The organism is Amycolatopsis sp. NPDC114504 (assembly GCF_055633595.1).
In genome coordinates this window covers 1,233,457-1,260,363 of the sequence record NZ_JBVKDU010000002.1, presented here as the reverse complement: position 1 = coordinate 1,260,363, position 26,907 = coordinate 1,233,457, and the positions used below count along the sequence as shown (strand labels likewise).

Below are 26,907 nucleotides of genomic sequence, written 5' to 3'. Positions count from 1 at the left end.
GCGACGACGCACCCGTGCGCGAGGGACGCCCCGTCCGCGACGACCTACCCCCGCGCGACGGCTGGCCCGTCCGCGACGACGGGCTGATCCGCGACCAGCGGGCCCCTCGCGACGGCCAGCCGGTCCGCGACGACGTCCCCCCGCACGACGCCTGGCCCGTCCACGACGAGGCCCCGCCCCGCGAGCCGCAGCGCCCTGCCCGGCGGGTCCCGCCGCCGCAAGGCCCGCCTCGTCCGCAACCTCCGCCGGGCCCTCCGCCGCGTGGCGGGCAGCCGCCCCGTGCCGCCGGTGGCCCCGCGCCCACCCGCGTCCAGCCCGTGCCTCCGGTGCCTCCCGTGCCGCCGCCCCCGGGTCCGCCGGGACAGCCGTCGGCCCAGGGAAGGCTGCCGCAGCCGGCCCCGCCGTCGACCCCGGCCCAGGGCAACCCGGCTCCCGGGACACCGCCGCCCGGCATCCCGGTGCCGCCGCGCGGGCGCGGGTCCCGGCGGCCGACGCCGGTCCGGCCGTGGCAGGAGGAGGCCCAGCGCCCGGCCGACCCGGAGGCCACGCGGTTCATCCCTCGCACCGCCGGCGTCCCGATGAACTCGCGCTGGCCGGTCGCCGACCCGGACGTCATGCGCCCGTACGACGCGCTGGCCACCCAGGTCATGCCGGCGCTCAAGGGGCCGCTGGTCAAGCCCAGGCCGGGCGAAGAGGTCGAAGCGCCGGCCAAGGCGCCGTCGCTGGCGAAGGCGTCCGGCCGGATGGCGATCGCGTCGCTGATCAGCCGGATCACCGGCTTCCTGTGGAAGCTGCTGCTGGTCGCCGCGATCGGCCAGGGCATCGCGAACGACTCGTTCAACGTCGCCAACACGATGCCGAACATCATCTTCGAGCTGCTGATGGGTGGCGTCCTCGCCAGCGTCGTCGTGCCGCTGCTGGTCCGCTCCCAGGACGAGCCCGACGGCGGCGCCGCCTACACCCAGCGGCTGATCACCGTGGCGTTCTCACTGCTGCTGGTCGGCACGGTGGTCGCGGTGCTCGCGGCACCGGCGTTCACCAGCCTCTACGTCGACGGCTCCGGCAAGGCCAGCTCGTCGCTGACCACGGCGTTCGCCTACCTGCTGCTGCCGGAGATCTTCTTCTACGGCGTGTTCGCGCTGCTCTCGGCGGTGCTCAACGCCAAGCAGATCTTCGGGCCGACGGCGTGGGCACCGGTGATCAACAACCTGGTCGTCATCTTCACGATCCTGGTCGTCTGGGTCATGCCGGGGGACATCGACACCGTCAACCCGTCGATCACCGACCCGAAGGTGCTGACGCTCGGCATCGGCGTCACCGGCGGCATCATCGCCCAGGCGTTCCTGCTGGTGCCGCCGCTGCTTCGGTCGGGCTTCCGGTTCAAGTGGCGCTGGGGCATCGACAAGCAGATGAAGGAGTTCGGCGGCCTCGCGCTGTGGATCCTCGGCTACGTCGCGGTGAGCCAGGTCGGGTACACGATCAACACGCGCGTGCTGACCAGCGGTTCACCCGGTGGTGTGACCGCGTACAGCAACGCCTGGCTGCTCTTCCAGCTGCCGTACGGCGTCATCGGCGTGTCGCTGCTGACGGCGATCATGCCGCGGATGAGCCGCGCGGCCGCCGACGGCGACCACAAGAAGCTGATCGGCGACCTGTCGTACGCGTCCCGGATGTCGACGGTGATGCTCGTCCCGATCTCCGCGGTGATGACCGTGGTCGGCGGCTCGATCGGCATCGCGCTGTTCACGTTCGGCAAGGGCACGGTCGAGACCGCCGAGCGGCTCGGCGAGGCGCTCGCGATCTCGGCGTTCGCCCTGCTGCCGTACGCGCTGGTCATGCTGCAGATGCGCGTCTTCTACGCGATGAAGGACGCCCGGACACCGACGCTGATCATGATCGTGATGACGCTGGTCAAGGTGCCGCTGCTGTACCTGTGCCCGGTGCTGCTGACGCCGGACAACGTCGTGCTCGGCGTCATGATGGTCAACGCGCTGACGTTCGTCGTCGGGGCGATCCTCGGCCAGGTGTGGCTTTGGGTGACACTGGGTAACCTGCGGAGCAAGCGGGTGATCGGCGTGATCCTGTTCACGGTCGTCGCCAGCGGGCTCGGCGTGGGTGCGGCCTGGGTGGCCGGGCAGGTCGTGCCGGACTCGTTCGGGCCGACCTTGGGGGCATGGGTCAAGCTGTTCCTGCAGGGCATCGTGGGGATCGTCGTCTCGTTCGGCGTGCTCATGGCGTTGAAGGTCGAGGAGCTGAAACCGGCGACTTCGAGGTTCACCCGGTTGATCAAGCGGGGGTAACGATTCCGGTACGGATGGCGACGACTCCCGCGTCGTATTCTGGGTAACCTTGGTGCGGGGAGCTAACGGGAGAGTGCGGGTGGACACGAGGCGGAGCGAACAGGCGGGGGGTGCGAACCACGTGGGCAAGGCCCAGGTCGGATCGCTGGCCCCCGGGCGCGTGGTCGGCGACGGCCGCTACCGCCTCCTCGCGCAGTTCGGCGTGGACGAGCGGGGTGACGCGCACCTTTGGCGTGCCCGTGACGGGCAGCTGAAGCGGGACGTCGCGCTGACCCTGCTGGTCGGCGACCCGGCCGACCCGGAAGCCGCGCGGCTCGCGCGGCGCACCCTCGAACGCGCGACCCACGCGTCCAAGTTCGGCCACGGCGGCGTCGCGCGCGTGCTCGACGTGCTCGCCCTCGGCAGCGGCATCACCTCCAGCGAAGGCCTGCTCGGCGTCGTCGTCGCGGAGTGGACCAAGGGCAGCGACCTGGTCGACCTCGTCGCGCAGCGGCCGGTGGCGCCCGCCGCGGCCGCGCGGATGGTGCAGGCGCTGGCCGAAGCCGTCGAACAGGCCCACCAGAACGGGCTCGTGCTCGGGCTCGACCACCCCCAGCGGCTGCGGCTGACGCCGAACGGCGCGCTGAAGCTCGCGTTCCCCGGCCCGCTGCCGGAGGCGACGCTGCGCGACGACGTCAAGGCGCTCGGCGCGGTTCTCTACCTGTTGCTGACCGGCCGCTGGGCGCTGCCCGGCGGCCCGCCCGCGATCCAGCCGGCCCCGACCACGCCGCAGGGGCGGATCGTCCCGCCGCGGCAGCTCATCCCCACCGTGCCCGCCGACCTGTCGTCGCTGGCCGTGCGCACGATCGAGGACGGCGGCAACGGCGGCATCCGCACCAGCGCGGCCATCCTCCGGATGCTCGACCAGGTGGCCGAGGAAGAGGAGCGCACCCAGCTGATCAAGGCCGTCGGCGGCGAGGCCGCCGAGGGTGAAGGCACGGTCTGGACGACGAAGAAGCCGGTCAAGGACGTCGCGCGGCGGCGCAAGCTCGCGCTCGGCGTCACCGTGCTGGTGGTCGCGACCGTCGTCATCCTCGCCTGGGGCGGGCTGATGCTGATCAACGTCTTCCAGGGCGACTCCAAGGCGAGCGGGCCGACGATCAACGTCGCCGCGCCGCCGGCGTCGAGCCAGCCCGCCGGGCAGCCGCCCGCGTCGAGCCAGCCGGCCCCGCCGCCGTCGCCCGCCGTGGGTGCCGCGGTGAAGCCGCAGGCCGTCGCGGTCTACAACCCCGAGGGCAAGGGCGACAACACCGCGCGGGCGAAGTACGCGACCGACGGCAAGGCCGAGACGCAGTGGCGCACCGAGCAGTACAAGCAGCAGTTCCCGGCCATCAAGCCGGGTGTCGGGCTGGTCGTCACCTTCAAGGACCCGATCAACCTCAGCCAGGTGCAGGTCGTGGGCGGCACCGCGGGCACCAAGGTCGAGATCCGCTCGGCGACCGAGAAGAACCCGGACTTCGCCGACACGAAGGTCGTCGGCAACGGCGACCTCAAGGACGGCGACACGACGATCCCGCTGGCCCAGCCGACGCAGGGCGAGTACTTCATCGTCTGGATCACCTCATTGGGTGGCGAAGACGGGAAGTTCCAGACCGAAATCGCCGACCTGAGCTTCCTGCCTGCGGGGTGACGCGCCCGACCGGGTCAGTAGGCTCTTGCGGGTGACAGCTGCAGCTCCCACGGATGCGGATCTGATAGCGGCTCACGCCGCGGGGGACCCTCATGCGTTCAGCGAACTCGTCCAGCGACATCGCGACCGCATGTGGGCGGTGGCCCTGCGCACGGTCCGCGACCCGGAAGAGGCCGCCGACGCGTTGCAGGACGCGTTCATCTCAGCCTTCCGCGCCGCCGGCAAGTTCCGCGCGGAGTCGCAGGTCACGACCTGGCTGCACCGGATCGTGGTGAACGCCTGCCTCGACCGGATCCGCCGCCGGCAGGCGCGCCCGACCGTGCCGCTGCCCGAAACCGGCTTCAACGAGCCCGCCACCCCGCGTGACTCGATGGCCGAACGGGAGACGAGCCTGCTCGTCCGCGAGGCGCTGGACCAGCTGCCCGAGGACCAGCGCGCCCCGATCCTGCTCGTCGACGTCGAGGGTTACTCCGTCGCCGAGACGGCGAAGATGCTGGGTATCGCCGAAGGCACCGTGAAGAGCCGGTGTGCCCGGGGCCGCGGAAAACTCGCGAAGGTTCTCGGACACCTGCGGAACCCCGATGCGATTGCGAACGTCCCAACTCACGAAAGCAAACGGGCCGGGCGTCAGCCGGGTAGCGGGGAGGGACGATGACGGACGAAAGCCGGGGGATCGGGGGGACCGTCGGTCCGCCCTGGTCTGTCGACGTGCTCGCCGATCTCCACGCCGGTGTCCTGGACGACGCTCAGGCGGCGGAGCTGTGGCCGCTGGTCGACGCCGACCCCGAAGCCCGCGCGATCCTGGACGCCCTCGACGCGACGCAGTCCGATCTGGCTTCGCTCGCCGACGCACCGGCCCCGCCGATGCCGGCCGAGTTCGCGGCCCGGCTCGACGCGGCGCTGGCCGCCGAAGCAGCCGCCGCCTTTCCTTCCCGCGGAGCCACGCAGGCACCGCGGGCGGCCGGGTCCGGGGACGCCCAGGTGGTGGACCTCGCGGCGGCCCGGCGGCGCCGGAACAAGCGGCTCGGCTGGGCCGCCGGCATCCTGACCGCGGCCGCGGCGGCGGTCGTCGCCGTGACGATCGCGATCCCGGGCACGTCCCAGCCGACCGGCACCCCGAACGTCGCGGCCCCGCCGCCGTCCGGACCGACGGTCGGCAGCGACGGCAGCGGCGCGCAGGCGCTGATCGGCAAGGCCGTCGGCGTCCGCGACTTCGGCCCGTTGCGGACCGAGGACAAGCTGGACGCGTGCATCGCGGCCGCCGGTCTCGACCCGAAGGTCCGGCCGGAGGGCATCCGCCCGGTCAACGTCGGCGGCAAGTCCGGCGTCATGATCATCCTGACCACCGGCAAGCTCGCCCAGTTCCGGCTCGTGGCCTTCGGCGCGGACTGCGGACCGGGGAATCCGGCCGTCCTGTTCGACAAGGTCGTCGGGGAGAAGTAGCGGCTGTCACGGCTGGGAACATGGCCACCTACGATCGTGTTGAGCCTGGTACACGGGTCACTACGAGCGGAGGTCACGGGTGGCTGCCGAGGAAATCAGGAACCTGATCATCGTCGGGTCGGGTCCTGCCGGATACACCGCTGCCGTTTATGCGGCACGGGCCCAGCTGGAACCGCTGGTGTTCGAGGGCACGCAGTTCGGCGGCGCGTTGATGACGACGACCGAGGTCGAGAACTTCCCCGGGTTCCGCGACGGCATCATGGGTCCGGACCTGATGGAGGAAATGCGCAAGCAGGCCGAGCGTTTCGGTGCGGAGCTGCGCGCGGAGGACGTCGAGTCGCTGGAGCTGAGCGGGGACGTCAAGTACGTCACCGCGAACGGCAAGCGCTACGCCGCCCGCGCGGTCATCCTCGCGATGGGTGCCGCGGCGCGGTACTTGAACGTGCCCGGCGAGCAGGAGCTGCTCGGGCGCGGTGTCTCGGCGTGTGCGACCTGTGACGGCTTCTTCTTCCGCGACCACGACATCGTGGTCGCCGGCGGTGGCGACTCGGCGATGGAGGAGGCGACCTTCCTGACGAAGTTCGCGAAGTCCGTCACGGTCGTCCACCGGCGCGACGAGTTCCGCGCGTCCAAGATCATGCTCGAGCGCGCCCGCGCGAACGAGAAGATCAAGTGGAAGCTGAACACGCAGATCACCGGCGTGGTCGGCGACGGCAAGGTCGAGGGTCTGCAGCTGAAGGACACGAAGGACGGTTCGGAGTCGACGCTGGACGTGTCGGGCTTCTTCGTCGCGATCGGGCACGATCCCCGCAGCGAGCTGGTGCGCGGGCAGGTCGAGCTGGACGAGGACGGCTACGTCGTCACCCAGGGCCGGACGTCGTACACGAGCCTCGACGGCGTCTTCGCGGCCGGTGACCTGGTGGACCGCACCTACCGGCAGGCGATCACCGCCTCGGGTTCCGGGTGCAGCGCCGCCATCGACGCGGAACGCTGGCTGGCGGAGCACGGCGACCCGGACGCCCACGAAGCGCCCGAGCTGGTCGGCGGCGGCTACGGCGCGAGCACCAACTGACTTTCCGGCTTTCGACCAACCTGAAGGAGAAACCATGTCCAACACCGTGAAGGTGACCGACGCGACGTTCGTCGACGAGGTCCTGACCAGCGAGAAGCCGGTTCTGGTCGACTTCTGGGCCACCTGGTGCGGGCCGTGCAAGATGGTCGCCCCGGTGCTCGAGGAGATCGCGGCCGAGAACGGCGAGAAGCTGACCATCGCCAAGATCGACATCGACGAGAACCCGAACACGCCGCGTGACTACCAGGTGATGTCCATCCCGACGCTGATTCTGTTCCAGGGCGGCAAGCCGGTGAAGCAGATCGTGGGCGCCAAGCCGAAGGCCGCGCTGCTGTCGGATCTCGCCGACGTCCTCTGAACCGAACAAGCCCGGCGGACCCGGGGCCTGCGAGAACCCTCTCGCGGACCCGGGTCCGTCGTCGTTCGGGGTAATCCCGCCCGTGTGGGTGAATCGAGCGTGACGAGGGCCACCGGGGGTGCGCCACGATCGGGCTCTTGACGCACCTACCGGGCCTGCGCTGTCACCGAGAGTTGGCAAGGCACAATAGAGGACCTGGGCCCGTCCCAGCGAAGGTTTTCTTGCCACGCACCGAGCCCCTGGGTGCCTTAGGAAAGAGCGAGGAGTGCATGCGGGTACTCCGCCGCGGTGACGCCGGTCCGGACGTCGCCGAGATCAGGTCCATCCTGGCCGGGATGGACCTGCTCCCGCCGGTCACCGGTACCGACGACTACGACACGTTCGACGTCGCCGTCGAGCACGCCGTCCGTGCCTTCCAGCAGCGCCGTGGGCTGATGACCGACGGCATCGTGGGTCCGGCGACCTTCCAGGCGCTCAAGGGCGCCAGCTACCACCTGGGCAGCCGCCCGCTGTCCTACATGATCGCGTCGCCGGTGCACGGCGACGACGTCTTCACGCTGCAGGAGCGGCTCACGGAGCTCGGCTTCGACGCCGGCCGCCCGGACGGCTACTTCGGCCCGGCGACCGAGCGCGCGCTCAAGACGTTCCAGCGCGACATGCGCCTGACGCCGGACGGCATGTGCGGTCCCGCGACCATCCGTGAGCTGCACCGCCTGTCCTCGCCGCGGGCCCGGGGCGGCCGCCCCGTGTTCCTGCGCGAGCAGGAGCAGGTGCGCCAGGCCGGTCCGCGACTGCGCGGCAAGCGCATCGTGATCGACCCCGGCCACGGCGGTGACGACCTCGGTGTGGTCGCCGGCGGCCTGCGTGAGGCCGACATCGCGTGGGACCTCGCGCGTCGTCTGGAAGGCCGGATGAAGGCCACGGGCATGGAGGCGCTGATCTCCCGCGGCCCGAATCACAGCCCGACCGAGCTGGAGCGGGCCAAGTTCGCCAACGACGCGGGCGCGGACCTGTTCCTCTCGCTGCACAGCGACAAGAACCCGTCGCCGCGCGCGCAGGGTGTCGCGAGCTTCCACTTCGGCAACGGCAACGGCACGACGTCGACCGTGGGCGAGCTGCTGGCCGGCTTCATCCAGCGTGAGGTCGCGGCCCGCACGGGCCTGCAGGACAACCGCACGCACTACAAGTCGTGGGACATCTTCACCCGCACCCGCTGCCCGGCGGTCCGGGTCGAGATCGGCTACCTGACGAACCCGGACGACGCCCGCAAGCTCGGCGACCCGGCGTTCCGCGACATCGTCGCCGAGGGCATCCTGATCGCCGTCAAGCGCCTGTATCTGCTCGGCGAAGGCGACCAGCCGACGGGAACGTTCACGTTCGCCGACGTCCTGGCGCACGAGCTGGCCAAAGCCGAATAGGGCCGACCACAACCCCTAGCGGCTCACCTTCACCTGCCCCACCACCCCTGGGGACGCAGCCTGTGCGTCCCCAGGTTTCGGGGCAGTTCTCCACAGCTTGTCCACCGCTCCTATCAGCGCTCTGTGGATAACTCGGCACTTCTTCCACAGCCGTCCACACGCGACGGAATCCGTCGTGCGAGCGCGTCAGGACGACGGCGCAAACGTTTGCGGTCTCGTGCGGAGATGCGGCTCAGGCGCGGCCGAGACTCGGCTCGGCGGTGGTGATCGTCACCTGGCCGAGCAGCCGCTCCAGCGCCGCCTCGACGTCTTCCTTCCAGGTGATCGCCGAGCGCAGCTCCAGGCGCAGGCGCGGCCACTTCTGGTGCGGGCGGACGGTCTTGAAGCCGACGCTCTGCAGGAACGCCGACGGCAGCACGCAGCTGTGCCCGCCGTCGGGGTCCGACTCCTCGGGACGCGCGTCACCGAACGCCTCGATCGCGCGGACGCCGCGTTTCGTCAGGTCCTTGGCGACCGCCTGGACGAGCATCCGGCCGAGGCCGCCGCCGCGGAACTCCGGGAGCACCTGGAACGCCGTCAGCAGGACCGCGTCCGCGCTCGGCGGGGACGTCGGGAAGGCCAGCGACCGCGGGACGGCGTTCGGCGGGGCGTACAGCACGAACCCGACCGGCAACGTGTCGCTGTAGACGATGCGGCCGCAGGAACCCCACTCGAGCAGCACGCTCGAGACCCAGGCTTCCTTCTCGACCTCGGTGGCGCCGAACTCCTCGGCCTGGTTCTTCAGGTGCGGGGCCAGCTCCCAGTAAACGCACTGGCGGCAGCTCTTCGGCAGGTGCTCCAGGTTGTCCAGTGTGACGCCCACGACGCGACGTGACACTCGCGACCTCCCCTGACCTGCTGCTCCCGACCGGCTGCCCGGTCGTCGAGCCGCGATTGACCACGGCACGACACGGGAGCCCTCGTCGAGGATAGGCGGATGTGACGAGCACCGAAAGGCCAGGGGTACCGGATGGGTGCCCGGTTACACTCGACTGGATCTGCCGTGCCCCAGAACAAGCAGTCCTGTCCATCGAGCCCCGGGTGAATCGTCGATGACCGAGAACCGCCCCAGCAAGCCGCACAGCGGCCGCCAGAACCTCGACCCGCACCTCGAGCGGTACGCCGCGCGCACCGCCGGGATGACCGCCTCCGAGATCCGGGCACTGTTCGCGGTGGCCAGCCGGCCCGAGGTCGTCTCGTTGGCCGGCGGCATGCCGAACCTGGCCGCGCTCCCGCTCGACACGCTGTCGGCGCAGGTGGCGGAGATCATCGCCGAAGACGGGCTCGTCGCCCTGCAGTACGGCTCGGCGCACGGCGTCCCGGTGCTGCGCGAGCAGATCTGCGAAATCATGGCGCTGGAGGGCATCAAGGCCCACCCGGACGACGTCGTGGTGACCGTCGGCTCCCAGATGGGCCTGGACATGGTCACGCGGCTCTTCTGCGACCCGGGTGACGTCGTCATCGCCGAAGGCCCGTCGTACGTCGGCGCGCTGGGCTCGTTCGCCGCGTACCAGGCGCAGGTCGTGCACGTGGCGATGGACGACAAGGGCCTGGTGCCGGAGCTCCTGCGCGAGGCGCTCACGCAGACGGAGAAGGCCGGCCGCCGGGTCAAGTTCCTGTACACGATCCCGAACTTCCACAACCCCGCCGGCGTCACGCTGGCCGTCGAGCGGCGCGCGGAGATCCTGGAGATCTGCCGCGACCACGGCGTCCTGGTCGTGGAAGACAACCCGTACGGGTTGCTCGGCTTCGACGGCCAGACGTACCCGGCGCTGCGCTCGACCGACGCCGACAACGTCGTGTACCTCGGTTCGTTCTCGAAGACGTTCGCCTCCGGCCTGCGCGTCGGCTGGGTGCTCGCGCCGCACGCCGTGCGCGAGAAGCTCGTGCTGGCCGCGGAGTCGGCGACGCTCTGCCCGCCGACGTTCAACCAGATGATCGTCTCGCGCTACCTGACCACGCACGACTGGAAGGGCCAGATCAAGAAGTTCCGCGAGAACTACCGCGACCGGCGCGACGCGATGCTGTCCGCGATGGAGCAGTACCTGCCCGCGGGGTGCTCGTGGAACAAGCCCGACGGCGGGTTCTACGTCTGGGTGACGGTGCCGGAAGGCGTCGACACGAAGGCGATGCTGCCGCGCGCGGTGACCGCGCGGGTGGCGTACGCGTCCGGAACCGGCTTCTACGCCGACGGGTTCGGCAGCCGCCAGATGCGGCTGTCCTACTGCTACCCGACGCCGGAGCGGATCCGTGAGGGCGTGCGGCGGCTGGCCGCCGTGCTGGAGTCTGAAATGGACCTGGCCCGCACCTTCGGTAACGTGAGCGCGCGCCAGATCCAGGGGCCGCAGAACCCGTCCCCGGACACGGTCTAGTTCTTCTTATTTAAGGAGTTTCCACGGTGGTCGACCGTACCGTTGCCGTGCTCGCCGGCGGGCTTTCGCACGAACGCGACGTCTCGCTGAGGTCCGGGCGACGGCTCTCCGCGGCGCTGAAGTCCGAAGGCCTCGGCATCGAGGAGTGGGACACCGACGCGGGGCTGCTGGAGCGCTTGCGCACCCAGCGGCCGGACGCGGTGGTCGTCGCCCTGCACGGCGGTGAGGGCGAGAACGGCTCGGTGCAGACGGTGCTGGAGATGCTGGAGGTGCCGTTCGTCGGCACGGGCTCCCAGGGCTGCCGCCGCGCGTGGGACAAGCCGACGGCCAAGGCGCTCGTCGAGAACGCCGGGTTCGTGACGCCGGGCTGGGTGGTGCTGCCGCACAGCACGTTCCGCGAGCTCGGCGCCCAGGCGGTGCTCGACGCGATGGTCGAGCAGCTCGGCCTGCCGCTGATCCTCAAGCCCGACCAGGGCGGCTCGGCGCTCGGCACCCAGGTGGTCCGCGAGGCGGCCGAACTGCCGGCGGCGATGGTCGGCTGCTTCGCGTACGGCGACACGGTGCTCGCCGAGCGGTTCGTGGACGGCGTCGAGGTGGCCGTGACGGTCATCGAGGGCGAGGACGGCCCCGAGGCCCTCCCCGCGGTCGAGATCGTCCCGGAGAGCGGCGTGTACGACTACACGGCCCGCTACACCGCCGGCCTCACCGACTTCTTCACCCCGGCCCGGCTCGACGACGCCGCGGCCAAGGCGGTGGCCGAACTCGCCGTCGCCGCGCACCGCGTGCTCGGGCTGCGGGACATCTCCCGCACCGATGCGGTCGTCACGGCGGACGGCACCGTTCACTTCCTCGAAGTGAACCCGTCGCCGGGTCTCACCGAGACGTCGACGGTCCCGATGGCGATCGAAGCGGCGGGCAAGTCGCTCGGCGCGGTGTTCGCCGAACTGATCGGTCGCGCGATTTCTCGCTGACCCCGCTCACGCGAAAGGCCGCCTCGGAACGTCCGTGGCGGCCTTTTTCGTGTCGCGACTGATCATCACTGGATGTGAACGTCGCGACCGCGTGGAGCAATCATCACCGTGACGAAACACCCTGGGGTGATCCCTAATCGGTTTCCGGTGTCTGATTCGCCCCATTCGCGTCGATGATCGCGACGATGCGTTCGAGGTCGTCGACCGAGCCGAACTCGAGCGTGATCCGGCCCTTGCGGCGGCCGAGGTCGACCTTCACGCGGGTGTCGAACCGGTCCGAGAGGCGGTTCGCGAGCTCCTGCAACCCCGGCGCCTGGATCGGCTTGCGCGCCGCGGGCTTCGGCTTGGCCGGCTTCTCGCTCTTCTTGAGCGTGACGGCTTCCTCGGTCGCCCGCACCGACATGCCTTCCGCGATGATGCGCGCGGCGAGCTCTTCCTGACTGTCGGCGTCCTCCAGCGACAGCAACGCGCGGGCGTGGCCGGCGGACAGGACGCCCGCGGCCACCCGGCGCTGCACCGGCAGGGGGAGCTTGAGGAGCCGGATCGTGTTGGTGATGACCGGCCGGCTGCGGCCGATGCGGCTCGCCAGCTCCTCGTGCGTGACGGCGAACTCGTCGAGCAGCTGCTGGTACGCCGCCGCCTCTTCGAGCGGGTTCAGCTGGACGCGGTGGATGTTCTCAAGGAGCGCGTCGCGCAGCATCGACTCGTCGGCGGTCTGCCGGACGATCGCCGGGATCGCTTCGAGCTCCGCCTGCTGCGACGCGCGCAGCCGCCGCTCGCCCATGACGAGCTCGTACTCGTCGTTCCCGAGCTCGCGGACGACGATGGGCTGCATGAGCCCGAACTCGCGGATCGAGTGCTCGAGTTCGGCGAGCGCCTCTTCGTCGAAGGACAGCCGCGGCTGCTTCGGGTTGGGCTTGATCGCACCGACCGGGATCTCGCGGTAGACCGCACCGGCGACTTCACCGCTGTGCTGCTTCGCCTGCCCGTTGGCCGCGAACCAGCCCTTGTCTTCGGCCGCCTTCTTGTCCGCCGCAGCGCCGTCAGCGGGTGCCGGCAGCGGGCCGCTGCCGGTCGCCGGCCCCGTCGGGATGAGGGCGGCGAGGCCGCGCCCCAGCCCTCCTCTGCGCTCCGTCATGTCGAACTACCCTTCTCCATCTGTGCGCCGCGCTCGGCGATCTCCTTCGCCGCGTCGACGTAGCTCATCGCACCGCGCGAACCAGGATCGTAAGCGAGCACGGTCTGGCCGTACCCGGGCGCCTCGGAGACCTTCACGCTGCGGGGGATGACCGTCTTGAGGACCGTGTCGCCGAAGTGGTTCCGCACCTCGTTCGTCACCTGGTCGGCCAGCTTGGTCCGGCCGTCGTACATGGTGAGGAGGATCGTCGAGACGCGGAGCTCGCGGTTGAGGTGCTGCTGCACGAGCTCGATGTTGCTCAGCAGCTGCCCGAGCCCTTCGAGCGCGTAGTACTCGCACTGGATCGGGATGAGCACCTCCTGCGCGGCGACCATCGCGTTGACCGTCAGCAGGCCGAGCGACGGCGGGCAGTCGATGAAGACGTAGTCGACGCCGATCTCGTTGAGGATCTCCGAGGAGATGGCCTCCTTGAGCCGGGACTCGCGGGACGCCATCGAGACGAGCTCGATCTCGGCGCCGGCGAGGTCGATCGTCGCGGGGACGCAGAAGAGGTTGGGGGACTGCTCGGTGGGCTGCGCCGCCTCCGCGAGCGTCACCTCACCGATCAGCACTTCGTAGATGGACGGCGTCCCGGACCGGTGGTCGACGTCGAGCGCGGTGCTCGCGTTGCCCTGTGGGTCGAGGTCGACCACGAGTGTCTTGAGCCCGTGGACGGCGAGCGCGGCGGCGAGGTTGACCGTGCTCGTGGTCTTGCCGACGCCACCCTTCTGGTTGGCGACAGTCAGCACGCGACGGTGGCCGGGCCGGGGGAGTGTCCGCTCCGGGTGCAGCAGACGCGCGGCGCGGGCGGCTTCTTCGGCGATCGGCGTCCAGCCCACGTCGTGGCTGGTCTCCGTGGAGTCGGACGGCGGGGGATTCACCGGTCTCGACACCTCCTCCATATAGACGTCTGGTCGGTGGTCGAGTCGCGTCGTTTCACGTGGAACACCGCGGCCCGTTAACGCTTCTTGCTCCGTGCCTTCGGCTTGGCTGCCGTCGGGAGGCGACGGATCTTCACGACCGTGCTGGGGACCTCTAGTACTGCGGCACCGCATTCGACAATCAGTGGGGCGGCCCCGCCGGCCTTGCGGATGGCGGCGCCGTCCCGTTCGATCTCCTCCGCCGCGCTGGCGCCCTTGAGGGCGACCAGGAAGCCATCGGACCGGACGAGCGGCAGACACCAGTCCGCGAGCCGGGCGAGCGGGGCGACCGCGCGAGCGGTGACGATGTCGGCGCCACCGTGCTGCTCGCGCACAGACCGCTCCTCCGCGCGTCCACGGACGATGGTGATCGGGAGTTCCAGCTTCTCGGCCACCTCGGCCAGCCAGTCCACCCGGCGAGCCATCGGTTCAAGCAAGACGATATCGAGGTCCGGCCGCGCGATCGCGAGCGGTACTCCCGGAAGCCCGGCACCCGACCCGACATCGACGACGCGGGCACCCTCGGGCATCTGCTCACCGATGACGGCCGAGTTGAGGACGTGCCGCTCCCACAGCCGCTCGACCTCCCGCGGCCCGATCAACCCGCGCTCCACACCGTGGCGCTCCAGGAGTTCGACGTACCCAGCGGCTTGGTCCACGCGCTCACCGAACACTCGCTCCGCCGCGGCGCGCACCGCCACCGCGGCCTGCTCCAAGCTCACTCCGTCTACTCCTCGTCCGCGCGTTTCACGTGAAACGCGCTCGTTCGATTGTCCCTGATGTCGAGTCGAAAACGAGCCGACAGACCGCAGATGTGGACAACTCCACTCGGCCGGCCGCCCTTCGGTGGATGGTTCCACGTGAAACGACGACCCCGAGGATCGTCTCAGCGGGCGACCCGTTCCACGTGAAACATCAAGCGTGTAATTCGCTCGGCCGCGGCTGAGCGTTCCGCGGCCGGATCCCGCTAAAGCTCGCCGAACGATCGGAACGACGACGCCGCGAACCGCGGCGCGTACAACCGCACCGACTGCAGAGCCGCGAGCCAGCCGTACTCGATCGCGTACACCCAATCGACGCCGAGACACGACCGGGCCGCCGTGGACGTCGCCGGCATGACCCAAGCCAGCGCGCGAGGGCACTGCCGCGGGAACCAGTAATCCGGCGCCCGCGTGGCGTCGACCGCCCAGACGTACGCCTCCGGTTGCTGGGCCGTCGCCGCGACGTGAGGAGCGAAGCGCGTGATCGTCGGATCCTCCGAGAAGTGGAGGACCTCATCGGGTGCCGGGCGCATGCACACAAAGAAGCGGCCCCACCTGACTTGGTCAAGTGGGGCCGCTTCGGAAAACCGGGACTCAGGACTCCGGGAAGATCACCACGCGGCGCTTCGGGTCCTCGCCCTCGCTCTCGCTCGTGACGCCCGCGACCGTCGCCACCGCGTCGTGGACCACCTTGCGCTCGAACGGGCTCATCGGCTGCAGCCGCACCCGCTCGCCGCTCTGGAGGACCGACTCCGCCGTGGAGCGGCCGAGCTCGCGCAGCTCCTCGCGACGGTCCGCGCGCCAGCCCGCGATGTCCAGCATCAGCCGGCTGCGGGATCCGGTCTCCTGCTGGACCGCGAGGCGGGTCAGCTCCTGCAACGCCTCGAGCACCGTGCCGCGGGGGCCGACGAGCTTCTCGAGGTCCTCGCCGCCGTCGATGCTCACGATCGCCCGGCCGGCTTCGACGTCCAGGTCGATGTCGCCGTCGTAGTCGAGCAGGTCCAGCAGTCGCTCGAGGTAGTCGCCGGCGATGTCGCCCTCCTGGACGAGGACGTCGTCACCGCCCGCCTTCTGCTCGTCCACCGCGTCCGCGGAAGCGGCCGGCTCCGGGGTCACGTCGTCCTGATCGGCTTCGATCGTGTCGATCGTCTCCGACATCATTCGTCTCCTCTCCGAACCGGTCGCGCCTCAGCGGCGCTTCCGGCCCGACTTCCTGGTCGAGTCTTTGAGAAGGCCCGGCACCCCAGTGCCGTTGTCCTTCGAGCCGTTCTGGCCGTTCGTCTCCGCCGGGGTCACGTCCGCCGCCTTCGCCGGCTCGGCCGCGGCCGAGGGCGCCGAGGTCTGGGCGAAGCCGTGGGCCGAGCCCGCCTTCGTGACCTTCTTCTGCGAGCCGCCCTGCGCGGGCTGGTTCTTCCGCTGCTGGACCGGCTTCTGACCGACCTTCGGCGCGGCCGGCTTCTGCCCCGGCTTCGGGCCGAGCGACGCGCGCTTCTCCGCGGCCTCCGCCTTGCGGGCCGCCTCTTCCTTGTCGATCTTCGTGTAGACGAGGCGCTGCTGCATCAGGGTCCAGCCGTTGTTCGCCAGCCAGTAGAAGAGGAGGCCGAGCGGGAACAGCGCACCGAAGACGAGCACACCGAGCGGGAACACGTACATCGTCAGCTTGTTCATGATCGCGGTCTGCGAGGTGGCCGACGCGGCGTTCTGGCGGGCCACCGAGTGCCGCGCGGTGAGGTGCGTGGCGATGGAGGCGACGATCATCAGGGGCAGCGCGACCGGGAGGACGCCCCACTGGAAGCCGACGTTCGCGGCGCCGCCGCTGACGACGCCGACACCGTTGTAGACGGCCTCGCCGAGGTTGACGCCGAAGAGCTTCGCGCTGACGTACGAGTGGACGTCGGCCTGGGAGAAGAAGTAGTTCTCGGTCTTCAGCCCGCCTCCGGGCGGCAGCATGGTGAACGCGCGGAGGACGTGGTTCAGGCCGATGAACACCGGGATCTGCAGCAGCATCGGCAGGCAGCTGCCGAGCGGGTTCACGCCGTGTTCGCGCTGGAGCTTCTGCATCTCCTGCGCCTGGCGCTGCCGGTCGTTCGCGTACTTCTTCTGGACCTTCTTCATCTCCGGCGCGAAGTCCTGCATCTTCTTCATCGACCGGACCTGGTTCACGAACGGCTTGAACATGATGCCGCGGACCGTGAACGTCAGGAAGATGATGCCGAGGATCCAGGAGATCGCCGTCGCTTCACCGAAGACGAACCCGAAGACCTTGTGCCAACACCAGAGGATGAAGGACACGGGGTAGTAGATGAAATCGAGCACTGCTGCTACTCCTCGATCGGTGTTTCAGGTCTGCGGTAGCGCCACGAGAACTTCTCGGGGACCGGGTCGCGGCCGGGTGGCGTCCACGGGCCGCAGCGCAGCAGCCGGCGCAGCGCGAGGTAGGAGCCGCCGGCGGCACCGTGCCGGGTCAGGGCTTCGACTGCGTACGCGCTGCAGCTCGGGTAGAACCGGCATGCCGGCGGGAGGAAGGGCGAGATCGCCTTGCGGTAGAGCTTGATGGGGAGCAACAGGACCCACGCGACGGGACCGGGGCGCGGAGGCGCGGTCTCGACGTCTTCTTCGTGGTCGTGCTCGGGGGTGGCTCGCATGCCGGTCACACCGCTGATCCGTGGTCGGGGGCCGCGTCCGCGGGACGCGTCGGGCGCGGGGCATCCCCGGCCGGACGGCGCGACGACAGGCCTAGTCGATGCAATGCGGCGTCGAGATCGGCTGCGAGTTCAGCGCTGGACGCGCTCGCGGACGGCGGCAATGCCCGTACGACCAACGCACTGCCGGCGGGCAGGGTTCCGAGCCGGGCCGAAACGAGGTGACGCAACCGGCGGGTGACGCGGTGGCGGACCACCGAGTTCCCGACGGCCTTGCTCACCACAAAACCCGCCCTGGCCGCCGACGAGACGTCGGCGGCCCCGGACGGGTCCGTGGTCAGCGCGTGGACGACGAGGCGGCGCCTGCCTGCCCTGGAGCCGCGACGGAGAACCACGCGGAAATCCTCACTCCGCCGCAAACGTGCGGCAGCCGGCAGCACGGCGCGCCCCGACGAGCCGGATCAGGCGGACAGCGCGGCGCGGCCCTTGCGACGGCGGCCCGCGAGGATGGCCCGGCCGGCGCGGGTCCGCATGCGCAGGCGGAACCCGTGGGTCTTCGCGCGGCGGCGGTTGTTCGGCTGGAAGGTGCGCTTACCCTTGCTCACTGCTTCTCCTGTGTGTCGCGTCGGACGGGAGGAAATTCCCTCCGCCTGGCGTGTCGTGCGGGCGCACGGCAGTCTCTGGTGTCTCCTACCAACGTGTGGCCTCGTCACGACGAGCGACGACAACGTGGGCACGCGAATAGCACCCGTCGCATACGGGAGACCTTACGAGGGTACGCACCCCCGTCGGGCGGCCGGTAAGCACCCCCTCGGCCACGGTCCGCGACCAGGCTCCGAAGCCGAGATCGTCGACGCCGGGGCACCGAATGGCAACACGCCGTACACCGTGAAATGCTTGCGACCCAGGATGCCTTGTGGCAGCGGGCGGGGCTTGTTAGCGTGCCTCTCTCGGGTCACCGGTCGAGGTGCACGAGTATCCGGGTGGTGGAGTGCCCACCGGCGTACGACGAGCCCGCAGGTGGCGTCGCCGCGGGTCGCCGTACATTAGTGCACAGCTGTGGACAACTATGTGGATATTCGTTGTGCCGAGGCACACGCCGGTCCGCGAGGGGCGCCGGACCGCGTGACCAGGGGCGTCGGCCGTCCACGCCGACGAGGGGAGGGGAGCCGAACAGGTGTCGGAGCACCAGCACAATCTGGGCGTCATCTGGGAACAGGTGGTACGCGAACTGTCCGACGGGACCCTGTCCCCTCAGCAGCGCGCGTGGATGCGCGTGACCCGCCCGATCGGCCTGCTCGACGGCACCGCTCTCCTGGCGGCTCCCAGCGACTTCGCGAAGGAAGCGATCGAACGCGGTCTCCGCGGCGCGATCACCGAAGCGCTTTCCCGGCGGCTCGGCCGCGCCATTTCGCTCGCGGTGAAGGTCGACAGCACCGAAGCCGTCGCCCCGATCGCCGCTCCTCACTACGTGCCGTCACCCAGCCGGGTGGAAAACGGTGCGGTCCCGGAGCCGGCGCCCGTCCCGCGGCCGGGTCCCGGGCCGATGCTGCCGCCGCCGCGTCCCGAGCCGACGCCGCCGCTGTCCCCGCACCACTCCGTCGGGCCGAAGCTCGACGACGGTGACGACACTGACGAAGAGGTCGACGAAGAGGGCGAAGCGCTCGCCGCCGTCCACGAGATCTGGCCGACGTTCTCCGGCCAGCCGATCGCCGGCCAGCCCTACACCGCGCCGGCGCAGCCGCAGACGTCGAAGACGAAGCTGAACGAGAAGTACACGTTCGACACGTTCGTCATCGGTGCGTCCAACCGCTTCGCGCACGCGGCCGCGGTCGCCGTCGCCGAAGCGCCGGCCCGCGCGTACAACCCGCTCTTCATCTGGGGTGAGTCCGGGCTCGGCAAGACGCACCTGCTGCACGCGGTCGGCCACTACGCACAACGCCTCTTCCCCGGCATGCGCGTCCGGTACGTCTCGACCGAAGAGTTCACGAACGACTTCATCAACTCGCTGCGAGACGACCGCAAGGTCGCGTTCCAGCGGCGCTACCGCGACATCGACATCCTGCTCGTCGACGACATCCAGTTCCTGGAAGGCAAAGAAGGTACGCAGGAAGAGTTCTTCCACACCTTCAACACCCTCCACAACGCGAACAAGCAGATCGTCGTCAGCTCCGACCGCCCGCCCAAGCGCCTCGAGACGCTGGAGGACCGGCTGCGGACGCGGTTCGAGTGGGGCCTGATCACCGACATCCAGCCGCCCGAGCTCGAGACGCGCATCGCGATCCTCCGCAAGAAGGCGGCGCAGGACAGGCTGGCGGTGCCGGGCGACGTCCTGGAGTTCATCGCCTCGCGCGTCGAAGCGAACATCCGCGAGCTCGAAGGCGCGCTCATCCGCGTCACCGCGTTCGCGTCGCTGAACCAGCAACCGGTGGACGCCGGGCTGGCCGAGATCGTGCTGCGGGACCTGATCCCCGATTCCCACGCCCCGGAGATCACGGCGCCGACCATCATGGGCGTCATCTCCGAGTTCTTCGACGTCACGCTCGACGACCTGTGCGGCCCCGGCAAGACGAAAGCGCTCGCCACGGCCCGCCAGATCGCGATGTACCTCTGCCGCGAGCTGACCGACATGTCGCTGCCGAAGATCGGGCAGACGTTCGGCGGCCGCGACCACACGACCGTCATGCACGCGGACAAGAAGATCCGCAAGGAGATGGCCGAGCGCCGGCGGATCTACGACCAGGTGCAGGAGCTGACGTCGCGCATCAAGCAGCGCGCCCGCCAGTAGCACATCCCTTATCCCGCAACGACTTCGGGGCGTCCACGCACTGTGGACGCCCCTTTGTCGTCTTTGGACTGTCTGAAGCACGCCTACGCCCGCGAAGCAGCGAAGCCGCGTACGCGCGCTTCGCAAACTCGCCAAAATTGTTTGTACACAAGGAAGTTTCCCCATGGTGTGGGCAGTTTGCCCACAGTGTCAACAGATCCCTGATCAGCGACGACGCGGAATCCGTCCACACCCCGCCCACAGGTGATCCACAGGGAATCCACACCCTTGTCCACGCTGATTCCACAGGTTGCCCACATTGTGTGCACAGGACGGCCCGCTCACTCGGAAGAGCGAACCGGACCGTGCCCGGCACCCCCAGACCCTGGGTACAGATCCCCACACGCCTGGGGACAACCGTGGGGACAACCGGCCCGATCTGTGGACGGATCGGGGGTCGCCCGAAACCATCCACGGACGGCCCGAGTTGCCCACAGATCCACCACCACGGTTCTCCACATGCCCGCGAGTGCTCCCACCTGCGCGAACGACCTCAATCCACACAATCCACAACGCTTACTACTGCTACTGCCTTTTAAGATCTCTTCTAAGAGAGAAAAGATAAAAACAGGCGATCGACGAAGTTGGGGACAACCGCGAGATCCTGTCGTCAAGTCGACAAAGTCAAGGGGAGGCCGAAGTGACGGCGGCCCCCGCGACGGCCTAACGTGGACGCCTGCACCTGGTCCGTGCTCCGGCCGCTCGAGCGGAGGGCGGACCGGCCGGAGGGGGCAGCCGGTCACTGCCCTGCCAGAGCGAGGCCTGGCCCGAGCCGACAGGGGCTCGGTCGTCGAAAGGATGGGCGCATGAAGATCCGCGTCGAGCGTGACGGGCTCGCCGACGCCGTCGCGTGGGTGGCGAGAAGCCTCCCCTCCCGGCCTCCCGTGCCAGTGCTGGGCGGTGTGCTCCTCGACGCCGGTTCCGACGGCGACACCGACGCCCTGACGGTCTCCGGCTTCGACTACGAGGTTTCCGCGACGGTCGGCGTCCCGGCGACGATCGCCGACGGCGGCCGGCTGCTGGTCTCCGGGCGCCTGCTCGCCGACATCACCAAGGCGCTGCCCGCGCAGCCGGTCGAGATCTCCGTCGACGGCGCGCGCGCCACCATCACGTGCGGCACCGCGCGGTTCTCCCTGCCGACCATGCCGGTCGAGGACTACCCGCAGCTGCCGTCCCAGCCCGCCTTCGCGGGCGAGCTCGCCGGCGACGCGTTCGGCCAGGCCGTCACCCAGGTCGTCGTCGCCTCGGGCAAGGACGACACGCTGCCGATGCTCACCGGCATGCGGCTCGAGATCTCCGGCAGCTCGCTGACCCTCGTCGCGACCGACCGCTTCCGGCTCGCCATGCGCGAGTTCACCTGGCAGCCGGCCGAGGGCCTGGCCGACGCCGCGGTGCTCGTCCCGGCGCGCACCCTCGCCGAAGCCGCCAAGACGCTCGGCGCGAGCGGCGCCACGATCCGCCTCGCGCTCGCCAGCGGCGAAGGCCTCCTCGGCCTGTCCGGTTCCGGGCGCTACACGACGACCCGCCTGCTCGACGCGGAGTTCCCGCCGTACCGCCAGTTGCTGCCCGCGTCGCACACCTCACGCGCGGTCATCGACGTGTCCGCTCTCACCGAGAGCATCAAGCGCGTTTCGCTGGTGGCGGAGCGGGGGACTCAGGTACGACTGGAGTTCGGGGACAACACGCTGCGGTTGTCCGCGGGCGGCGACGACGAGGGAAGCGCCGAAGAAGAGCTCCAGGTCGAGTACGAAGGTGAGCCGGTGACGATCGCGTTCAACCCGGGTTACCTCGTCGACGGCCTCGGCGCGCTCCACAGCGACCGGGCGGAGCTGACGTTCACCACGCCGAACCGTCCCGCGCTGATCAAGCCCGCCGACCCCGAGGGCAACGTCGTCCCCGGCTACCTCTACCTCCTGATGCCGGTCCGCCTTCCCGGCTGACCCGCACTTTTCCTGAGCACGTAAGGGGATCCGATGGTTCAGCTCGGTCTGATCGGCCTGGGCAAGATGGGCTTCAACATGCGTGAGCGGCTGCGTGCGGCCGGTCACGAGGTGGTCGGGTACGACCGCAACCCGGACGTCAGCGACACCACGTCGCTCGAGGACCTGGTGTCCAAACTGGACGCTCCGCGGATCGTCTGGATCATGGTCCCGGCCGGCGACCCGACCCGGCAGACCATCACCGAGCTGGGCAACCTGCTCGCCGAAGGTGACATGGTCATCGACGGCGGCAACTCGAAGTACACCGACGACAAGATCAACGCCGACCTGCTGGCGTCGAAGAAGATCGGCTACGCCGACTGCGGTGTGTCCGGTGGTGTGTGGGGCAAGGAAAACGGCTACGGCCTGATGGTCGGCGGCTCGGCCGCCGACGTCGAGCGGGCGATGCCGATCTTCGACGCGCTGCGCCCGGAAGGTCCGCGTGAGGAAGGCTTCTCGCACGCGGGCGACGTCGGCGCGGGTCACTACGCGAAGATGATCCACAACGGCATCGAGTACGGCATGATGCAGGCTTTCGCGGAAGGCTTCGAGCTGCTCGAAGCGGCGAAGGTCGTCAACGACGTGCCCGCGGTCATCAAGGGCTGGCAGCGCGGCACGGTCGTCCGGTCCTGGCTGCTCGACCTGCTCGTGCGCGCGCTCGACGAGGACCCGGAGCTCGACGACCTCGAGGGCTACGTCGAAGATTCCGGCGAAGGCCGGTGGACGCTGGAAGAAGCGATCAACAACGCGGTGCCGGCGCCGGTCATCTCGGCCGCGCTCTTCGCGCGTTTCGCCTCGCGTCAGGAACACTCGGCCGCGATGCGCGCGGTCGCCGCGTTGCGCAACCAGTTCGGCGGGCACGCCGTGAAGAAGGTCGGCGGGTAAGGAGTTCCTGGTGTATCTGCGTCACCTGCAGGTCACCGACTTCCGCTCCTGGCCGCAAGCCGATCTCGCGCTCGAACCGGGGCCGACCGTGCTGGTCGGCCAGAACGGTCGCGGCAAGACCAACCTGCTCGAAGCGATCGGGTACGTCGCGACGCTGGGCTCGCACCGCGTCGCGACGGACGCGCCGCTGATCCGGCACGGCTGCGAGCGCGCGCTGGTGCGGGTCGCGGTGGTCAACGAGGACCGCGAGCTGACGGTCGAGCTCGAGATCACCGCGGGCCGCGCGAACCGCGCCCGGGTCAACCGCGGCGCGGTCGGCCGGCCGCGCGACGTGCTCGGGATCCTGCGCACGGTGCTGTTCTCGCCGGAGGACCTCTCGCTGGTCCGGGGTGACCCGGGCGAGCGACGCCGGTTCCTCGACGAGCTCTTGGTGCTGCGCGCGCCGCGGTACGCAGGGGTCCGGGCCGACTACGAGAAGGTGCTGAAGCAGCGCAACGCCCTCCTCAAGACAGCCGGAAAACGGCGTACGGGTCGCGAAGACCCGTACGCGCTCTCGACGCTGGAAGTCTGGGACGACCACCTCGCGGTGGCCGGCGCGGAGCTGCTGGCCGCGCGCCTGAACCTCGTCGCGGACCTCGGGCCGCACGCGGCTTCGGCGTACATGGGCGTCGCTCCGGACTCGCGGCCGGCGAAGATTTCGTACAAGTCTTCGCTGGGCGAAGCACTGCCGGAGACGTACGGCGTACCGAATGGTGAGCGGGCGCAACCCGAGGTCCTCAAGGACGTCTTACTCAAGGCGCTCGGTGAGGCCCGGAAGGCCGAGCTCGAGCGCGGGATCAGCCTGGTCGGCCCGCACCGGGACGAGCTGGAGCTGATCCTGGGCCAGGCGCCGGCCAAGGGCTACGCGAGTCACGGCGAGTCGTGGTCGTTCGCGCTCGCCCTCCGGCTCGGCAGCTACGAGCTGCTGCGCGCGGAGGCGGGTGAGCCGGTGCTGCTGCTCGACGACGTGTTCGCCGAGCTGGACCGCAAGCGCCGGGCCCGGCTGGCCGAGGTGGCCGCGAGCGCCGAACAGGTGCTGGTGACCGCGGCGGTCGACGAAGATGTGCCCGGGGAGCTCGCCGGGTCCCGGTTCGTGGTGGCGGATGGTGAGATCACGCGTGGCTGAGCGGCCCGACCGAACACCCGATGTGACGGGCGACACGAATCGCACCCGATCTGGGGACAAACCTGTGGACAGTGTGGATAACACGGTGAATGAGTTATCGCTGCCCGTGACTTTGCGGCCAGATGGGTGGCACAAATCGCCCCGCGGCAGCTCCAAGCCACCTGCTGATACTGAGCGTAACGACACCGCTGGGCCGAACGAGGCTCCCGCGACGGGCCGGGACCTCGCCCACGCCGCGCTCGAAGCGGCGAAGGCGAAGGCCAAGGAACGCGGCACGTCGCCTGGCTACCGACGGCGCACTGTCGGCGGCGGGGGTCAGAACCCGCGGCGTCGCCGCTGGTCGGGGCCGGGCGCGGACCCGCGCGACCCGCAGCCGCTCGGCCGGCTCGTCTCCCGGATGGTCGCCGACCGCGGCTGGAGCGAGAGCGTCACGAGCGCCCGCGTCTTCGCCCAGTGGGAGCGGCTGGTCGGCGAGGACGTCGCCGAACACGCCCAGCCGGTCGTGCTCAAGGACGGCGAGCTCACCGTCCGCGCCAGCTCGACCGCGTGGGCCACCCAGCTCCGGTTGCTGCAGGGAAAGCTGCTGGCCAAGATCGCGGCGGGGGTCGGGAACGGCGTCGTCAAGCGCATGCGGATCCAGGGTCCGACCGCCCCGAGCTGGCGGAAAGGACCCCGTCACGTGCCCGGCCGCGGCCCGCGTGACACGTACGGCTGACCCGGGTTGCGTGTTGCTCGGTTGAATGCCCCGAGAACGCATCCAGACCTCCCGAGCTACGTCAAGACTCGGCTCACATCGATTTCGTCCGTCTGCGACGCGCTCAGGGGTGTCCTTGCCGCATGCCAGCGGACGCGGCCAAGTACACTGGAAGGGAGCGAGTGTCCGCTCGGGCGAGACGAGGAGAAACAACGCCGGTGACCGAGAACAAGAGCGAGTACAACGCGTCGTCGATCACGGTGCTCGAAGGCCTCGAAGCGGTCCGCAAGCGCCCCGGCATGTACATCGGTTCCACCGGTGAACGCGGGCTGCACCACCTCGTCCAGGAGGTCGTCGACAACTCCGTCGACGAAGCCATGGCCGGGCACGCCACCAAGGTCGAGGTTACCCTCCTCGCCGACGGCGGGGTGCGGGTCGTCGACGACGGCCGCGGCATCCCCGTCGACATGCACCCCAAGGAGAACAAGCCGACCATCGAGGTCGTGCTCACCCAGCTGCACGCGGGCGGCAAGTTCGACAGCGACTCCTACGCGGTGTCCGGCGGCCTGCACGGCGTCGGCATCTCCGTGGTGAACGCGCTCTCGACGAGGCTGCTCGCCGAGGTCAAGTACGGCGGCCGCAGCTGGCGCCAGCTGTACACCGACCAGATCCCGGGGCCCCTCGAAGACCTCGGCCCGGCGACCGAGACCGGGACGACGATGACGTTCTGGGCCGACGGCGGCATCTTCGAGACCACGACGTACAACTTCGAGACGATCTCGCGCCGCCTCCAGGAGATGGCGTTCCTCAACAAGGGGCTGACGCTATCCCTGCGCGACGAACGCGTCGCCGACGAGGAGACCGAGGAAGACGCCGAGGGCAAGGTCGCCCGCGTCAAGGAGAAGGTCTACTGCTACCCGGGCGGGCTCGAGGACTTCGTCAAGCACATCAACGGCAGCAAGGACCCGATCCACTCCAGCGTGATCTCCTTCGACGCCAAGGGGCCCGGCCTCGAGGTCGAGGTCGCTATGCAGTGGAACACCGGGTTCACGCCGTCGGTCTACACGTTCGCCAACACGATCAACACGCACGAGGGCGGCACCCACGAAGAGGGCTTCCGCGCCGCGCTGACCCGCGTCGTCAACGCGTACGCGCGCGACAAGAAGCTGCTCAAGGAGAAGGACGCCAACCTGACCGGTGACGACGTGCGCGAGGGTCTCGCCGCGATCGTCTCGATCAAGCTGGGCGAGCCGCAGTTCGAGGGCCAGACCAAGACCAAGCTGGGCAACAGCGAAGCGAAGACGTTCGTGCAGCAGCAGACGAACGAATGGCTGGCCGACTGGTTCGAGCGCAACCCCACCGAGGCGAAGACGATCATCAACAAGTCGATCTCCTCGGCGCAGGCCCGGATGGCCGCGCGCAAGGCGCGTGACCTCGTCCGCCGCAAGGGCGCGCTCGACATCGGCGGCCTGCCCGGCAAGCTGAAGGACTGCCGCTCCACCAAGCCGGAGGAGTGCGAGCTCTACATCGTCGAGGGTGACTCGGCCGGCGGCTCGGCCAAGGAGGGCCGGGACTCGATGTACCAGGCGATCCTGCCGATCCGCGGCAAGATCATCAACGTCGAGAAGGCGCGCATCGACCGCGTCCTGAAGAACACCGAGGTCCAGTCGCTGATCACCGCGCTGGGCACCGGCATCCACGACGAGTTCGACCTCGAGAAGCTGCGGTACCACAAGATCGTGCTGATGGCCGACGCCGACGTCGACGGCCAGCACATCACCACGCTGCTGCTCACCCTGCTGTTCCGGTTCATGAAGCCGCTGATCGAGCACGGCCACGTCTTCCTGTCGCGGCCGCCGCTGTACAAGATCAAGTGGCCGCGGGCGGAGCCGGAGTACGTGTACTCCGACAACGAGCGCGACGCCGTCATCCGCGCGGGCGTCGAGGCCGGCAAGCGGCTGCCGAAGGACGACGCGATCCAGCGCTACAAGGGTCTCGGCGAGATGAACGCCGAAGAGCTGTGGGAGACCACGATGGACCCGGCCAACCGCCTGCTGGGCCGGGTCACGATGGACGACGCCGCCCAGGCCGACGACCTTTTCTCGGTCCTGATGGGCGAGGACGTCGAGGCCCGCCGCTCGTTCATCACGCGCAACGCCAAGGACGTGCGCTTCCTGGACGTGTAGGCGTCCCCCGATCCCGTCCCGCCCAGGAC

The 26,907-nt window shown here is 69.7% G+C and carries 25 protein-coding genes; 15 read left to right on the top strand and 10 right to left on the bottom strand.

Annotated features, from left to right (window positions below; genetic code table 11):
• Nucleotides 1-578: 578 nt before the first annotated feature.
• From murJ to ACZ7PG_RS17915, 7 genes are all read left to right on the top strand, one after another.
• Nucleotides 579-2,300: a murein biosynthesis integral membrane protein MurJ gene (gene murJ, locus ACZ7PG_RS17945; protein WP_470240787.1), complete on the top strand. Its 1,722-nt coding sequence runs from the start codon at nt 579-581 to the stop codon at nt 2,298-2,300.
• A 79-nt stretch (nt 2,301-2,379) separates the two neighbouring features.
• Nucleotides 2,380-3,969, top strand: coding sequence for a protein kinase family protein (locus ACZ7PG_RS17940; protein WP_470240144.1), 1,590 nt, complete (start codon nt 2,380-2,382; stop codon nt 3,967-3,969).
• Between the two features lie 31 nt (nt 3,970-4,000).
• Entirely contained in the window at nt 4,001-4,624 is a 624-nt protein-coding gene (gene sigM, locus ACZ7PG_RS17935; protein ID WP_155548287.1) for an RNA polymerase sigma factor SigM, read from the top strand.
• Nucleotides 4,621-5,412, top strand: coding sequence for a hypothetical protein (locus ACZ7PG_RS17930; protein ID WP_470240143.1), 792 nt, complete (start codon nt 4,621-4,623; stop codon nt 5,410-5,412). Before sigM ends, ACZ7PG_RS17930 begins: the two co-directional genes overlap by 4 nt.
• 79 nt (nt 5,413-5,491) lie before the next feature.
• Entirely contained in the window at nt 5,492-6,484 is a 993-nt protein-coding gene (gene trxB, locus ACZ7PG_RS17925) for a thioredoxin-disulfide reductase (protein WP_470240142.1), read from the top strand.
• Between the two features lie 34 nt (nt 6,485-6,518).
• Nucleotides 6,519-6,842, top strand: a complete 324-nt coding sequence (gene trxA, locus ACZ7PG_RS17920) for a thioredoxin (RefSeq protein ID WP_020642536.1) — start codon at nt 6,519-6,521, stop codon at nt 6,840-6,842.
• A 269-nt stretch (nt 6,843-7,111) separates the two neighbouring features.
• Nucleotides 7,112-8,260 carry an N-acetylmuramoyl-L-alanine amidase gene (locus ACZ7PG_RS17915; protein WP_470240141.1) on the top strand — a complete coding sequence of 383 codons (1,149 nt, stop codon included), beginning with the start codon at nt 7,112-7,114 and terminating at the stop codon, nt 8,258-8,260.
• A 232-nt stretch (nt 8,261-8,492) separates the two neighbouring features.
• On the opposite strand, the gene ACZ7PG_RS17910 is transcribed toward ACZ7PG_RS17915, so the two are convergent.
• Nucleotides 8,493-9,137, bottom strand: a complete 645-nt coding sequence (locus tag ACZ7PG_RS17910; protein WP_470240140.1) for a GNAT family N-acetyltransferase — start codon at nt 9,135-9,137, stop codon at nt 8,493-8,495.
• A gap of 214 nt (nt 9,138-9,351) precedes the next feature.
• On the opposite strand from ACZ7PG_RS17910, the gene ACZ7PG_RS17905 reads away from it, so the two are divergent.
• On the top strand, nt 9,352-10,671 hold the full coding sequence (locus ACZ7PG_RS17905) for an aminotransferase-like domain-containing protein (RefSeq protein ID WP_470240139.1): 1,320 nt from the start codon (nt 9,352-9,354) through the stop codon (nt 10,669-10,671).
• 26 nt (nt 10,672-10,697) lie between these two features.
• Nucleotides 10,698-11,642: a D-alanine--D-alanine ligase family protein gene (locus ACZ7PG_RS17900; protein ID WP_470240138.1), complete on the top strand. Its 945-nt coding sequence runs from the start codon at nt 10,698-10,700 to the stop codon at nt 11,640-11,642.
• A gap of 133 nt (nt 11,643-11,775) precedes the next feature.
• Here the strand turns inward: ACZ7PG_RS17900 and ACZ7PG_RS17895 are convergent, their stop codons facing one another.
• The 9 genes from ACZ7PG_RS17895 to rpmH form a co-directional block, all read right to left on the bottom strand.
• Entirely contained in the window at nt 11,776-12,780 is a 1,005-nt protein-coding gene (locus ACZ7PG_RS17895) for a ParB/RepB/Spo0J family partition protein (RefSeq protein WP_470240137.1), read from the bottom strand.
• The gene (locus ACZ7PG_RS17890; RefSeq protein WP_470240136.1) at nt 12,777-13,700 is read right to left on the bottom strand and encodes a ParA family protein; all 924 of its coding nucleotides are present in this window, start codon (nt 13,698-13,700) and stop codon (nt 12,777-12,779) included. The genes ACZ7PG_RS17895 and ACZ7PG_RS17890 overlap by 4 nt, the downstream gene beginning before the upstream one ends.
• A gap of 77 nt (nt 13,701-13,777) precedes the next feature.
• Entirely contained in the window at nt 13,778-14,461 is a 684-nt protein-coding gene (rsmG, locus tag ACZ7PG_RS17885) for a 16S rRNA (guanine(527)-N(7))-methyltransferase RsmG (RefSeq protein ID WP_470240135.1), read from the bottom strand.
• Between the two features lie 245 nt (nt 14,462-14,706).
• Nucleotides 14,707-15,033: a DUF6886 family protein gene (locus ACZ7PG_RS17880; protein ID WP_470240134.1), complete on the bottom strand. Its 327-nt coding sequence runs from the start codon at nt 15,031-15,033 to the stop codon at nt 14,707-14,709.
• Between the two features lie 61 nt (nt 15,034-15,094).
• The gene (locus tag ACZ7PG_RS17875; RefSeq protein ID WP_470240133.1) at nt 15,095-15,658 is read right to left on the bottom strand and encodes a Jag family protein; all 564 of its coding nucleotides are present in this window, start codon (nt 15,656-15,658) and stop codon (nt 15,095-15,097) included.
• A gap of 30 nt (nt 15,659-15,688) precedes the next feature.
• Nucleotides 15,689-16,816, bottom strand: coding sequence for a membrane protein insertase YidC (gene yidC, locus ACZ7PG_RS17870; RefSeq protein WP_470240132.1), 1,128 nt, complete (start codon nt 16,814-16,816; stop codon nt 15,689-15,691).
• 5 nt (nt 16,817-16,821) lie between these two features.
• Complete coding sequence (yidD, locus tag ACZ7PG_RS17865) at nt 16,822-17,145, bottom strand: membrane protein insertion efficiency factor YidD (RefSeq protein WP_470240131.1); 324 nt, start codon at nt 17,143-17,145, stop codon at nt 16,822-16,824.
• A 5-nt stretch (nt 17,146-17,150) separates the two neighbouring features.
• Nucleotides 17,151-17,582, bottom strand: coding sequence for a ribonuclease P protein component (rnpA, locus tag ACZ7PG_RS17860; protein WP_470240130.1), 432 nt, complete (start codon nt 17,580-17,582; stop codon nt 17,151-17,153).
• 21 nt (nt 17,583-17,603) lie between these two features.
• The gene (gene rpmH, locus ACZ7PG_RS17855) at nt 17,604-17,747 is read right to left on the bottom strand and encodes a 50S ribosomal protein L34 (RefSeq protein ID WP_003082934.1); all 144 of its coding nucleotides are present in this window, start codon (nt 17,745-17,747) and stop codon (nt 17,604-17,606) included.
• A 572-nt stretch (nt 17,748-18,319) separates the two neighbouring features.
• Between rpmH and dnaA the strand changes: the two genes are divergently transcribed.
• From dnaA to gyrB, 6 genes are all read left to right on the top strand, one after another.
• Nucleotides 18,320-19,930 carry a chromosomal replication initiator protein DnaA gene (gene dnaA / locus ACZ7PG_RS17850; RefSeq protein ID WP_470240129.1) on the top strand — a complete coding sequence of 537 codons (1,611 nt, stop codon included), beginning with the start codon at nt 18,320-18,322 and terminating at the stop codon, nt 19,928-19,930.
• Nucleotides 19,931-20,775: 845 nt separating this feature from the next.
• Complete coding sequence (gene dnaN, locus ACZ7PG_RS17845) at nt 20,776-21,909, top strand: DNA polymerase III subunit beta (protein WP_155548303.1); 1,134 nt, start codon at nt 20,776-20,778, stop codon at nt 21,907-21,909.
• Nucleotides 21,910-21,942: 33 nt separating this feature from the next.
• Complete coding sequence (gene gnd / locus ACZ7PG_RS17840) at nt 21,943-22,833, top strand: phosphogluconate dehydrogenase (NAD(+)-dependent, decarboxylating) (protein WP_470240128.1); 891 nt, start codon at nt 21,943-21,945, stop codon at nt 22,831-22,833.
• Nucleotides 22,834-22,843: 10 nt separating this feature from the next.
• A complete protein-coding gene (gene recF / locus ACZ7PG_RS17835) occupies nt 22,844-23,998 on the top strand; it encodes a DNA replication/repair protein RecF (RefSeq protein WP_470240127.1) in 1,155 nt (384 codons plus the stop codon).
• A gap of 106 nt (nt 23,999-24,104) precedes the next feature.
• Complete coding sequence (locus ACZ7PG_RS17830; protein WP_470240786.1) at nt 24,105-24,713, top strand: DciA family protein; 609 nt, start codon at nt 24,105-24,107, stop codon at nt 24,711-24,713.
• A gap of 197 nt (nt 24,714-24,910) precedes the next feature.
• A complete protein-coding gene (gene gyrB / locus ACZ7PG_RS17825) occupies nt 24,911-26,878 on the top strand; it encodes a DNA topoisomerase (ATP-hydrolyzing) subunit B (protein WP_470240126.1) in 1,968 nt (655 codons plus the stop codon).
• Nucleotides 26,879-26,907 lie beyond the last annotated feature (29 nt).

What these genes read in the sequence shown, in the direction of transcription:
- murJ (WP_470240787.1), top strand. Translation starts at nt 579, where the DNA reads ATGAACTCGCGCTGGCCGGTCGCCGACCCGGACGTCATGCGCCCGTAC.
- ACZ7PG_RS17930 (WP_470240143.1), top strand. Translation starts at nt 4,621, where the DNA reads ATGACGGACGAAAGCCGGGGGATCGGGGGGACCGTCGGTCCGCCCTGG.
- trxA (WP_020642536.1), top strand. Translation starts at nt 6,519, where the DNA reads ATGTCCAACACCGTGAAGGTGACCGACGCGACGTTCGTCGACGAGGTC.
- ACZ7PG_RS17915 (WP_470240141.1), top strand. Translation starts at nt 7,112, where the DNA reads ATGCGGGTACTCCGCCGCGGTGACGCCGGTCCGGACGTCGCCGAGATC.
- ACZ7PG_RS17905 (WP_470240139.1), top strand. Translation starts at nt 9,352, where the DNA reads ATGACCGAGAACCGCCCCAGCAAGCCGCACAGCGGCCGCCAGAACCTC.
- ACZ7PG_RS17895 (WP_470240137.1), bottom strand. Translation starts at nt 12,780, where the DNA reads ATGACGGAGCGCAGAGGAGGGCTGGGGCGCGGCCTCGCCGCCCTCATC.
- ACZ7PG_RS17880 (WP_470240134.1), bottom strand. Translation starts at nt 15,033, where the DNA reads ATGCGCCCGGCACCCGATGAGGTCCTCCACTTCTCGGAGGATCCGACG.
- ACZ7PG_RS17875 (WP_470240133.1), bottom strand. Translation starts at nt 15,658, where the DNA reads ATGTCGGAGACGATCGACACGATCGAAGCCGATCAGGACGACGTGACC.
- yidD (WP_470240131.1), bottom strand. Translation starts at nt 17,145, where the DNA reads ATGCGAGCCACCCCCGAGCACGACCACGAAGAAGACGTCGAGACCGCG.
- dnaN (WP_155548303.1), top strand. Translation starts at nt 20,776, where the DNA reads ATGAAGATCCGCGTCGAGCGTGACGGGCTCGCCGACGCCGTCGCGTGG.
- gnd (WP_470240128.1), top strand. Translation starts at nt 21,943, where the DNA reads ATGGTTCAGCTCGGTCTGATCGGCCTGGGCAAGATGGGCTTCAACATG.